Annotated in this window: 11 protein-coding genes; 4 read left to right on the forward strand and 7 right to left on the reverse strand. The window is 39.0% G+C overall.

Features of this window, described 5'->3' with window-relative positions:
• Positions 1-176: 176 nt before the first annotated feature.
• The gene (locus A5875_RS09840) at positions 177-1178 is read right to left on the reverse strand and encodes a TPM domain-containing protein (protein ID WP_088933433.1); all 1002 of its coding nucleotides are present in this window, start codon (positions 1176-1178) and stop codon (positions 177-179) included.
• Between the two features lie 294 nt (positions 1179-1472).
• On the opposite strand from A5875_RS09840, the gene ahpC reads away from it, so the two are divergent.
• Entirely contained in the window at positions 1473-2036 is a 564-nt protein-coding gene (ahpC, locus tag A5875_RS09845; RefSeq protein ID WP_088933434.1) for an alkyl hydroperoxide reductase subunit C, read from the forward strand.
• Between the two features lie 9 nt (positions 2037-2045).
• Positions 2046-3578, forward strand: a complete 1533-nt coding sequence (gene ahpF, locus A5875_RS09850; RefSeq protein ID WP_088933435.1) for an alkyl hydroperoxide reductase subunit F — start codon at positions 2046-2048, stop codon at positions 3576-3578.
• 100 nt (positions 3579-3678) lie between these two features.
• Here ahpF and spx read toward each other — a convergent pair whose 3' ends face one another.
• Both spx and A5875_RS09860 read right to left on the reverse strand, forming a co-directional pair.
• Positions 3679-4104, reverse strand: coding sequence for a transcriptional regulator Spx (spx, locus tag A5875_RS09855; RefSeq protein WP_088933436.1), 426 nt, complete (start codon positions 4102-4104; stop codon positions 3679-3681).
• An 854-nt stretch (positions 4105-4958) separates the two neighbouring features.
• Positions 4959-5846, reverse strand: coding sequence for a LysR family transcriptional regulator (locus tag A5875_RS09860; RefSeq protein WP_088933437.1), 888 nt, complete (start codon positions 5844-5846; stop codon positions 4959-4961).
• A 139-nt stretch (positions 5847-5985) separates the two neighbouring features.
• Here A5875_RS09860 and A5875_RS09865 point away from each other — a divergent pair, with 139 nt between their 5' ends.
• Positions 5986-6897 carry a DMT family transporter gene (locus A5875_RS09865; protein WP_088933438.1) on the forward strand — a complete coding sequence of 304 codons (912 nt, stop codon included), beginning with the start codon at positions 5986-5988 and terminating at the stop codon, positions 6895-6897.
• 84 nt (positions 6898-6981) lie between these two features.
• Positions 6982-7638 (forward strand): HAD-IA family hydrolase, encoded by a 657-nt coding sequence (locus A5875_RS09870; protein ID WP_176244648.1) that lies wholly within the window; start codon positions 6982-6984, stop codon positions 7636-7638.
• A gap of 90 nt (positions 7639-7728) precedes the next feature.
• Here A5875_RS09870 and A5875_RS09875 read toward each other — a convergent pair whose 3' ends face one another.
• The 4 genes from A5875_RS09875 to A5875_RS09890 form a co-directional block, all read right to left on the reverse strand.
• A complete protein-coding gene (locus A5875_RS09875) occupies positions 7729-8937 on the reverse strand; it encodes a 3D domain-containing protein (RefSeq protein ID WP_088933440.1) in 1209 nt (402 codons plus the stop codon).
• A 194-nt stretch (positions 8938-9131) separates the two neighbouring features.
• Positions 9132-9911: a putative ABC transporter permease gene (locus A5875_RS09880; RefSeq protein WP_088933441.1), complete on the reverse strand. Its 780-nt coding sequence runs from the start codon at positions 9909-9911 to the stop codon at positions 9132-9134.
• A 92-nt stretch (positions 9912-10003) separates the two neighbouring features.
• On the reverse strand, positions 10004-10963 hold the full coding sequence (locus A5875_RS09885) for an AraC family transcriptional regulator (protein ID WP_242551309.1): 960 nt from the start codon (positions 10961-10963) through the stop codon (positions 10004-10006).
• 25 nt (positions 10964-10988) lie between these two features.
• A complete protein-coding gene (locus A5875_RS09890; RefSeq protein ID WP_088933443.1) occupies positions 10989-11807 on the reverse strand; it encodes an oxidoreductase in 819 nt (272 codons plus the stop codon).
• Positions 11808-12314 lie beyond the last annotated feature (507 nt).

Consider the following 12314-nt stretch of genomic DNA (forward strand, 5'->3'; position numbering starts at 1 on the left):
GTCGATATGCTAGTTCTGCTTAATGCTAATTTAGCAGCAACTGTATGCGGAACTTGTGTAGAAAAGCTAGTTCGTGAAGCTGAACATCGTTAAAGCTGTTGATTTAATGTTTTTACTTGTAAAATTTTATACTTTCTTTACACAAAAAAACTGCTGAGAAAAATTTCTCAACAGTTTTACCAATCTGAACTTGCTCCGCCGCCACCGGAACTGCCTCCGCCCCACGAGTCTCCTCCGCCTGAACTACTCGAACTGCTGCTAGTGCTGTTTTTAGACCAGGTATCTCGATGGTGGTAATACACGGAATATTTTTGCATTTCTTTTCGCTTGTTCATTAGCATTCCCCATAGCGTTAACGTGCCAAAAGCATAGGTAAAGTCATAATAGAGCGGCCGCTTCCTTTTCAGTTTTCCGTAGCGCTTTTGGATGGCCTCTTTTGCTTCGTCAACCGGCGCTTCTTTACAGCGGATTATTCTTCTAGTCGAATAGTTTTGATATTTAGGATCAGCGTCCTTTAATCTATTCTTTAACTCCACAGCAAATGCCTTTTTTGATTTTCTATAGATCAACAGCTTTTCCAACGGTGTAGAAATGACTCCATAGAGAAAAAACAATCCGAAAAGCACTGGACCTATCCACTCTTTAATAATATCCCAAATTGATTCTTCGACAACTATTCCTGGCGAGAACTCTTCCACTGTTTTGTTGCCCTGTAAGACCTCATTTATGTTGGCTGCAACGAGTGACACACCTGTGTCATAGTTCTCTTCCCGAAAATAATCCTTAGCTTCTTCAGTCATAAGATTCATCGCTAAAGCATCGGGGATGGTTTCTTCTAATCCATAGCCTACTTCAATCCGCTGCTTGCGATCATTTACCGCAATCAAGTACAATACGCCAGAATCATGATCCGCACTACCTATTCCCAACTGATTAAACTTTTCATTGGCATACGCTTCGATCGATTGACCATCTGGTAATTCAGTTAAAGTGACGACTGCTAACTGAGGACGCAATTCCAAATCTTTATAGTCTTGATTGTATTGATAGATTTCTTCTTTCGTTTCAGAAGAAAGGACATTTGCGTGATCCTCCACATAAATGTTCTCGGCCTTTGCTGGAACGCCCCAAAGTATTCCCAACAATATCAACGAAAGAAAATAAAGTACCCGCTTCATCTTCTCACCCACCTTTTTTCTCAATTATGACAACACTCTAGTCCTAATGCAATCGCTTTTTTAGTATTTTGTTCAACCTTATACATGATGAACTGTTCGTTAAAACCCATTTTTTCTAAAAATTTTTGTTTTTTTGGATGAATAGTTTCGATATTTTACGAAAAAACCATTTACAATGTAATCTCTTTCTGTTTATAATGATTTTAAATAAGAGGATAACAATATCAGATTTTTTCTGATTTCCTTTTATCAATTAAGAGAAATTTTCTCAATATTAATCAGGAGGGTACATTCATGTCATTAATTGGAAAACAAGTTGAAGAGTTTCAAGCACAAGCCTATCGTCAAGGTAAATTTATCGAGGTTTCTGAAGAAGCGTTAAAAGGCAAATGGTCGGTTGTTTGTTTCTATCCAGCAGATTTTACATTCGTTTGTCCAACCGAATTAGAGGATTTACAAGACCAATATGAAAAATTACAAGAGTTAGGCGTAGAAGTTTATTCTTGTTCGACTGACACCCACTTCACTCATAAAGCTTGGCACGACACGTCAGATGCTATCGGCAAAATCAAGTACACGATGATCGGCGATCCTTCTCATCATATCTCTCGTATCTTTGATGTGTTAGATGAAGAAGCTGGTTTGGCACAACGTGGAACGTTCATTATCGATCCAGATGGAATCGTACAAGCCATGGAAATCAATGCAGATGGAATCGGCCGTGATGCCAGCAGTTTGATCGATAAAATCCGCGCAGCGCAATATGTACGCACCCATCCAGGTGAAGTATGTCCTGCAAAATGGAAAGAAGACGGTGAAACACTAAAACCTAGCTTTGACTTAGTCGGCAAGATTTAAGGAGCGCTTATGTTAGATAATGAAACGAAAGAACAGCTAAAGCAATATTTAGCTTTATTGGAATCAGAGATTGTTTTTTCTGCCAGCTTGGACGAATCCGACAACTCGAAAAAAGTAGAAGATTTCCTGACCGAAGTTGCGGAAATGGACAGCAAGATTTCTATTGAAGCTAAAAGCTTAAAACGTACACCAAGTTTTGAAATCAATCAGGCAGGTGCCGATGCTAGCGGAATCATCTTTGCTGGTTTGCCGATGGGCCACGAATTTACTTCGTTTATCCTAGCGTTACTGCAAGTTGGCGGACGCGCACCGAAAATCGAAGACAGCATGGTTCAACAGATTAAATCGATCGAACGTACGTTGAATTTTGAAACGTATGTCAGTTTGACCTGTCATAATTGTCCTGATGTCGTTCAAGCCTTGAACATCATGTCTGTATTGAATCCTAAGATTTCTCACACCATGATCGAAGGCGGCATGTATCAACATGAGGTCGATGAAAAAGAAATTATGGCGGTACCGACTGTCTTCTTAAATGAGGAAGAGTTCGACAGCGGTCGTATGACCATCGAACAAATCATCGAAAAAGTCAGCGGTCCAATGAGTGCTGATGAGTTCGCCGATAAAGAAACCTTTGATGTCCTAGTGATCGGTGGCGGTCCTGCTGGTGCCAGTTCAGCGATCTACGCTGCTCGTAAAGGAATTAAAACGGGAATGGTCGTAGAAACCTTTGGTGGACAAGTCTTAGAAACTTTAGGAATCGAAAATGTGATCGGAACCCCTTACGTGGAAGGTCCGCAATTAATGCGTCAAGTGGAAGAACATGTGAAGCAGTATGACGTGGATATCATGAAAGGCCAACGTGCCAAGTCGATCCAGAAAAATGACTTGATCGAAGTTGAATTGGAAAACGGTGCGCAATTAACAGCCAAAACAGCGATCCTTTCAACCGGTGCTCGCTGGCGTGCCATTAATGTTCCTGGTGAAAAAGAATTCAAGAATAAAGGGATTGCTTATTGTCCACATTGCGACGGACCTTTATTCAAAGACAAAGAAGTTGTTGTCATTGGCGGCGGAAACTCTGGTATCGAAGCCGCGATTGATTTAGCTGGCTTAGCCAAGCGTATTTATGTATTGGAATTCCTACCAGAATTAAAAGCCGATCAAGTCTTGCAAGAAAAACTTTATTCACTCTCTAATGTCACAGTAATTACCAATGCTGCGACGAAAGAAATTACCGGTTCTTCACACGTAGAGGCTTTGACTTACACGGATCGTCTGACGAATGAAGAACATACTCTAAACGTCGAAGGTGTTTTCATTTTGATCGGTTTAATGCCGAATACCGAATGGCTATCTGATGCGGTCGCTTTGAGTGAGCGTGGTGAGATTCTAGTAGACAAGCACGGCGCAACAAATGTAGAAGGAATTTTTGCTGCAGGTGACTGTACGGACAGCGCCTATAAACAAATCATTATTTCCATGGGTTCTGGCGCAACTGCTGCCCTTGGTGCTTTTGATCATTTGATTCGCCAAACATAAAAAATAATCCCTCTCCAGTTTTCCTTATATAATAGAAGGAAACCGAAGAGGGATTTTTATATTTATGCTTTTGTATAACCCAGCGGTACAACCGCCTCTTTTATACAAGGCTTTCTCTCTGTAAATCTAAATAAAGTAAAACGCTGGACATCTTCTTTGATTTTACTCTGCGAACTTCCCGTGGAATAAATTGATGAATCTCATCTTCGTTATAACCAACTTGGAATTTAGTTTCATCAAAAACGATTGGACGTCTTAATAAGCTAGGATATTCCTCAATCACATCAACTAATTCACTCAATGACAATTCATCGAAATCGATCGCCAATTTTTCATAGACTTTTGAGCGTGTCGAAATAATTTCATCGGTCCCTGTTTCAGTCTTTGAAAGAATTTCTTTGATTTCATTTTTTGTTAAAGGATTCGACATAATGTTTCTTTCCTCAAAATCCAACCCATTTTCTTTTAACCAAGCCTTCGCCTTTCGACATGAAGTACAACTCGCTGACGTATACAATTTAATCATTTTTACATACACCTTTCCGCATTTCATTTTTAAGTAACAGTTGTTATCTACACATATTACGATACAACAATTTAGGAAGCTTGTTAAATAATTCATTAGGGAAAATGTTTAAAAACGACACTAAATCACTTTTATACATCTCTTTTTATAACACAAAATAATAATTACTATAAAAAAGAAGTCTATGCCAATTTGAATATAACACTGTCATATCAATGTCTCTTATACACATCTAGATGTGTATAAGAGACAGCTTGAATACATTATCAATTATTTCCTTAGAAGAAACAAAACTGGTTGTGAATAAAGTGTCATTAAAATGATGTTTTCTATGAAATTTCAGTTCACTATCCTTACTTAAAGAATAAGCTGGTTAGTTATGACAGCTCCTTTCTTCTTAGGAGGTATTTTATTCAACATCAATCTAAGAAAGGCTTCGCGAACTCGCTCAGCTTTTGAGCAATAAGACCAAAATATTTCTAAATTGCTTCTCAAATTTCGAAATATTTTTGCTTATTGCCGATAAAGCTAGTTCGTGAAGCCAGACATGGATATACCCGCTACAAAGCGATTTATTCATGCGAAAATTTTATACTTCCTTTAATGATTCGGGTGTCAAAAGTAAGAGTTAGGATGCTTGCTTTGTCTAATCCCATTTTTTAATGTCTAAACACTAATTTGTGGTGATCATTACTTAAATCCATTGTAAAATTAGCGATCTGTTCCTATTATTTTAGCGAACAAAAAACTTTTTCCTTCAAAACAGGCTTTTGACACCCGAATCTTTAATGTCAAAATAAGAACAGCCACAATGGAATGAATTATCCGTTGTAGCTGTTCCTATCTCACTGCTATTATTTTTTCGTTTCACGTATCAGTTTCAAAAATAGTTCCATCTGTGGGCTGAGCCATTTATTTTTGTGCACTTCACAGACTGCCGGAATTATTTGGTCGCTATCCGGATCAAGCGCTAATTTTTTCAGCTTTCCTTGTTCCAGCTCTTTTTTTACTGCGACTTCAGGAAGATAGGCGATCCCAATTTGGTTGATCACATTCTGCTTGATCGCTTCAATACTCCAGAGCTCCATAGTCGTTGAAATCAGGATGTGCTTTTTCTTCAAGTAATCATCAATGATATTTTGAAAAATACTATCCGCGTAATAATTAATTAAATCGACCTGCTTAACCTGATTGGCTGATACGAAATCACTTTCTGCTTCAGGTAATTCAGGGTACGCAACTAAACAAGCTTGATGGTAATCAATCACTTCTGCCCGAATCGAATTATTTTCTCCGCACACATCATAATGAATTCCAATATCAATACCGCCGCTCAACACTTCTTCTCGCACTTTGTCGCAATTTCCCACCTGAATATATAATTTTACATTAGGGGCTTGCTGCTTGAAGTCGGCCAGCACTTCCTGCATACGATAAATCAACAGCGTTTCTGGCATCGCGATGGTCAAGCTTCCCTGCAATTGCTCCAAACTTTTCCCATAATTATGGATCGTATCGCAGGATTGCAGCACCGTATCTACAAGCGGAAGAATATTTTCACCCGCTTTTGTCAAAACCATCCGGCGCCCAAGTTTTTCAAATAGTTTGATCGACAATTCCTGTTCCAGCTGTCTTACCTGAAAGGTAATCGTTGATGGTGTGTAACCCAGAGTCTCTGCGGCATTTTGAAAACTTCCTGTTCTGACGATAGTTTTCAGTGTCAGTAAATTTTTTGTATCCATCGTTTCCCCTCCATAGTTCAGTATATTCGAATTAACACTTTCAAAACTTCAAATTTTCAAAACTATTCTTTTTTGTTATTGTACCTAGTAACGAGACTAGTTGCAATAAAACTTAGAGAAAGGGTGGTGAAATAAAACTATGAACCGTTATTCCAACGTTATCAGAGGTACGATCCTCAGCTTATCAGGCGGTATTGCTTGGGGGCTTTCCGCTGTATGTGCTCAATACCTATTTATTCATTGTCAGACCGATGCGACTTGGCTCACTTCTATCAGAATGATCACCTCGGGAGTCCTTTTACTGATTGGACTGTTGATTCGTTATCGGGCAAATTATCTCCTGCAAATTTTTAAACAGAAAAAGGATGTCGTTCAACTGCTGACCTTCGCAATCGTTGGTCTGATGCTTTGCCAATATACTTATTTTTTGACCGTCTTGTATACGAATGCCGGAACTGCGACGACCTTGCAGTACACCTGTCCAATCTTGATTATGATCTACAGCAGTATTAAACAAAGAAAATTCCCCGGATTGATAAATATCGGTACTATTTTATTGGTCGTCTTTGGTATTTTTCTATTGGTTAATCATGGAAACATCGGCGAGATGGCGATTTCTTCAAAAGGTTTAGTATTTGGATTGTTGTCAGCCATAACCGTCGCGATCTACACAATCATTCCCGAAAGCCTCATTAAAAAATATGGCAGTCTCTTGGTTACGGGATACGGGATGCTTTTTGGCGGTCTAGCTCTTGGCGGCATTGGACAGATTTGGAAGATACCAACAAGTTTTAATGGAAAAGAATTTCTCATTTTGCTAGTCATTATTTTCATCGGAACGCTCTTTGCCTTTACTGCTTTCTTACAGGGAGTGGCGGATATTGGTCCAGTGAAATCCATCTTGCTAGCCAGTGTTGAACCGATTTCTGCGACAGTGATCTCTATCTTTTGGCTCAACACACCGATTATCGGAATCGACTTGATCGGATGCGGCTGTGTTTTAGCAGCGGTCTTTATTTACATCCTGCACGACAACTATTCAACAAATTGAAAGTTTAGCTTCAATTATTTCAACTTTTTAAATCTATCAAACTATTCTACTATGAAGATACAACCACTCAAGGAGGAAGAAAAAATGAAAAAACTAATTACCTTTGATTGTTATGGAACATTGATTGATACCCGCCCGATTGATCAGGAAGTCGCTAAAATCGGTAACGAGCATCACCGCGACGGGGACAAAGTTAGCGCGATATACACACTAAATGACGCTCGACTCATGTATGCAGAACCGTATATTTCATTAGACGAACTTATCCGATCCGCATTGGAACGCTGCGATATTATGATGGGAATGGACTTCATGAAGAATGAATACGAGCGGATACTTCGCGTTTACAAATCATTGCAGCCTTTTCCGGAAGTCATTGACGTGTTAAAAGAATTGAGACAAAGAGATTACCAGCTTGTAATTATGTCAAACTCTTGTATGTCGATTATGGAACACAACTTAAAAGCACTTGATAATCAAATCGACGAGGTGATTTTAGCTGAAGATGTCCATGCCTACAAACCGCAGCTCACCTTTTTTAAACAAGCCGCAGAACAGCTCAATGTTAAAAACCGTGAACATTGTCATGTTGCCCAAGGTTATTTCGAAGACATTATTCCTTGTACTTTGCTTGATTGGAAAAAGGTTTGGGTCAATCGTGAAAACGAAAAAGGCATCGCTGCACAGCAACCATATAAAGAAGTACAAACATTGGATCAAATTTTACCGCTGTTTGATTAAACCAATCCTATTCTTCTACTAAATAAAAAACAGAGCACGCAAAAAAAGAACCGTTTGGAATCTTTCGATTTCAAACGGTTCTTAAATTTCTTAACTAATAACGGTCACTGTTACTGAACGACGTCCCCATTGGATACATTGTTCAACCGTTGGGAAATGGCAATCAATGATGTTGCCTTTGATCGCACCGCCAGTATCTCCAGCAATCGCAATGCCGTAACCTGATACCTCTACCATTGAGCCTAACGGGATAACACTTGGATCAACTGCGACAACTTGCGGGTTCTGACGTAAATCAATCCCCATCGCTGTGAAATAAGTATTCACCGATTCAGCACATGAGTAGCCAGTAGATTCCATTTGGATCGTACGACCAGATGTTGTCGGTGTACTTGGCTCAGCTGGTTTTGCTGGTTCCTGCTTTGGCTGTTCACTCGTTTGTGTAGTTGATTGTTGTTGTGAACTTGAAGCCGATGGAGCAGGTTTTGATGCTTGTGCAGAAGCCTGTGATGATTCTTGTGAAGCGGCTTCAGCTTTTGCCTTTTCTGCTGCTTGAGCTGCTGCAGCTTGAGAAGCTTTTTCTGCCTCTGCTGCTTTAGCGGCCTCTTTGGCTTCTTTTTCTGCTTGAGCCTTTTGAGCTTTCTCAGCAGCTTGGCGTGCTTTTTCGACTTCTTTATCTTGACTGATTTTTTCTAAGCTTGTTTTATTATCAGCCAGCTCTTGTTTTAAGTTGGCCATTTTATCATCCAGCTTAGTCGTCTCAGTTTCTAAACTTTGACTATCTTTTTTCAGTTGGGCTTGTGTTTTTTCTTGGGTTGCTTTTAATTCAGTTAATTTTTCTTTGGCTTCGCCTAGACTGGCAACTTTTGTTTTCTCAGCATTTTGGATGACTGACATCGCAAACGCGCGATTCAAAAATTCACCTAAATCTTTTGATTCTAACAATGCATTGATCGAACGATCGGTCATGCCGCCGACTTGTGCAGCTTTCATCCGTTCAGCGATTGCTTCTTTACGCTGTTCGATCTTTTGTTCTGTTTCAGTAATCTCTGTCTTGGTCTTTTCCAATGTCGCTTCATTTTCGCTGATCTTTGTCCGAATGTCATTGACCTCTTGATACTTTTCATTGACATCGTTCAATGCAATCTGCAACTCTCCGCTGATTTTGTCGCTTTGTTGCGCGATCGCGGATTCTTTTTTATCTAACTCATTCAGTGACTCTGCCTGTGCAAAGACTGGTGTAAGTACGTTAGCACCCAACATTAGTGTGGCAACGAACCCAAACATTTGCTTTCTCACTTAAAAGTCCACCTTTCTAATTACCCTTCGTTATTATACGAAAAAAAGGGGGGCTTTTTGTTTCAAGCAGATTACATTTCATTACAAAACAAAGCATGTTTTAGTAACATTTGTTTTAATTTCTCTCCATTACCTAAAAAAGATAGTCCCATCAAGCGTTGAAAGGACTATCTTTTTGTCATATTTTTGTAATATTATTTTTTTCGCAACTCTTTTGACAGCTGCCGGATCTCCGCTAGCGGACTCTTGATCTCTTTTGATTTCATATTTGGGAAGCTGTTCAAGAAGCGGCGTTCTTGAAAATTAAGCTTCGGTAATTGCTTACGCCACTCCGGCTGCTCTTTGATTTCTGTCAGCCAGCTTTGACGACGTTCTTCTGCCGCGACCTTTAATTCGCCAAGATCGGTTTGAACTTGCTCTTTCTTCTCTTGGATGGTGGCACTCATCTTGTTCATCGCTTGACGTAATGAAGCCAAGTTTGCCAAGGTGAAGCCTAGGTCAAAACTAGTTATCATCAATAAAATCATTGGTAAAAATATCCCAAATCGCTGCTGCCAGCCGATGATTAAATTCATTAGATAAGGATTTAAAACTCGAACGATAAAAACACAGGCAAGTCCCCAAAAAATCGATACCGGCACAGCGACACGCCCATTGATATTCAAAGGTACCTCTTTATAATCCCACAATGTCAGATGAAAAATCTTTTCTAATAGAAAACTCGTGAGATACTCTAATGCCGTCACCAGAATCAATGCTAGGAAAAACAGCAGCACGATATTTTGCTGATACGGTTCTATCAAATAAAGTACCCCGACAACCCCAAAACCATAAATCGGTGTAATCGGTCCTAGTAGAAAACCGCGATAAACAAAATGCTTGGCTTTGATCGAACAATAAATCGTCTCCCATAGCCAGCCGATAAACGAATAACAAAAGAATAATAGCACTACGATCGTAAAAATTTTCTCCATATTCTCCCTCCCTTAATTAAGAATAAGATTCGTGTTTAATTATTCCATGGATGGCCAGAAAATACCAGCTTCAAGGATAAAAGTTCGATAAGTCAACCTATCTTAATTTCTGAGATGGTTTTGCCAGTCCAACTTTTGAGTGCTCTGGCAAAGGAACTAGTTTCTGTATAACCTAATAAATAGGCTACATCAATTGTAGGCAAGGTGGTCTCCCGCAAATAGCGCTCTGCTAACCCTTTTTTAGCCAGCTTGACCTGTTCATTAAAGGTTGTATTTTCTAAAGTCAACTTTCTTTGAAGACTTCGCTGACTCATGCCAAAGGATCGACTAACGGTTTCCAACGTACATTGACCGCTTGGTATAGCTGAAAAAAGCTCTTTTTGCAACAACTCAGTAAATGTTTCTGCCATCGAAAAGCTACACAATCTTCGTTTTAGCTCAGGCTCCAAATAATCAAGCATCGGATTATTTTGTGTGAAGAATGGTTTTGCTAGATCCTGTAGCGAGAAAGTCAAACCGTTGCTTTTCCCATAGGTAGGTTTCATTCCGATATACTCTTCCAATTCATCACTGTAAGCAAACGGACTTTCAATCTTGCTTGGTTTGATGGTTACATCTTTGGTCCCTGTGCGTAAGAGACTAATCAGTAATAATTGTTCATTCAAAATTGCAAATCTCGGCAGCTCATCATTTTTACCAAGAAAGGAAAAATGTATCGTAAAATAATCAGAGACTTCTTTAAAATCAACTTTTACTGGACCAACAAGACGCTTATATGTTGCAAAACGCTCAATCGCATCTTTTCCATTTTTTGAAGAGAGCGCAGCATAAAAAGGCGGCATGAATGAATGGAGATGATCAATTTGACTAAACGTCAGCAATTGCTGATCGGTACTTATTCGATCTAACTCTTGAAACAACCGTAAATAATCAACATCCGACAGCTCTAAATAATCATTCCATAATAAATTTGGAATATTCGCTTTCTTTAGCAAGTCTTCGATAGGCAAACCCATTCCTCGTATAAACTCTTGGAATTGTTTGGAAATCATCAATTTCAATCCTTTTTCCTCCTTATCAACTGATGTTTTTAATGATTATATCAAATAGTCGCGTAGGCAGAACGGTTTTTAAAAAGACTAACGGCTTCGCGCCAAATCCGATCAGATAGCGCGTTTTAGGTGCCCGTTGATTGACTGCTTTTAGTATGGTTTTAGCAACAAGTTTTGAATCAGAACCCCAATTAGAACTGTATTGTTTTTTGATTCCTTGTGCCTTTTCTGCAGCGAATTCTTCATAGCTTCCACCCTTTGCAGACTCAGCCAAGTGATTAGCGGCAATAATCCCCCAATCCGTCTTTATTACCCCAGGCTCGATCAAGGAAACATTGATTCCAAAGTTGCTTACTTCCATTCGTAAGGCATCACTAAATGCCTCAAGTGCATATTTGGTCGCATGGTACCAAGCACCAAAGTACGTCGTCAATCTTCCACCCATTGATGAAATATTGATGATTTGACCTGACCTTTGTACTCTCATATGGGGTAAAACCAGCTTCGTCAATCGAGCCAATCCGAATAGATTCACTTCGAACTGATTTTTTGCTTCATCAATCGATATATCTTCAATCGCTCCTAGTGAACCATAACCAGCATTATTAATCAGAATATCGATTCTTTTTTCTTTGGCAATAATATCATCAACAGCCGTACTTAATGTTTTTTCTTCTTTGACGTCCATGTAAATCCCTTTGACACCAAATTCTGCTAATGTTGCTATCTTCTCGATCCTTCTTGCCGCTCCATAAACTTTGTGTCCGTTTTGTGCAAGCAACTTCGCTGTTTGATAGCCAATTCCACTACTTGCACCTGTAATCAGTACGACTTTCCGTTCCATTTTCATCTGCCTCCATTACTTTGTTTAGGTTTACACCAACTATAAGAAACTAAGAGACTGTATGGAATGACAAATGACGACAAAGAGATAGCATAAGATGCCATTTTTTCGAATCTATACTTAATTTTGTTCAACATCCCCAATAAATAACCTCAATAAAGACTTGTTTTTATAACTTTTTGGCTTTATGATTTTTATATAGAAAACGTTTTATTTGTATGATTCTTGTTACATAATTCTTGTCCTTCGTAAAAAGATAATGCATATTCGTCAAATAAAAAATATAGATACTGTCTCTTATACACATCTAGATGTGTATAAGAGACAGCCATAGTATCTTTCTCCTTCTCTAAAGTTACACTTGTAACGTTTCTGAGATTATATTAGAATATACCCACAAATAATACAAGATGTTCACCCTCATCTGTGACAGAAAGGAAAATCTGTAATGGCAGCTACTAATCACGCTCAAGCAATCAAACAAGATTCAAAGGATTACCTGACCAC

Origin of the sequence: Enterococcus sp. 3H8_DIV0648 (assembly GCF_002140655.1) — a bacterium.
GTDB classification, from domain to species: Bacteria; Bacillota; Bacilli; order Lactobacillales; family Enterococcaceae; genus Enterococcus_A; species Enterococcus_A hulanensis.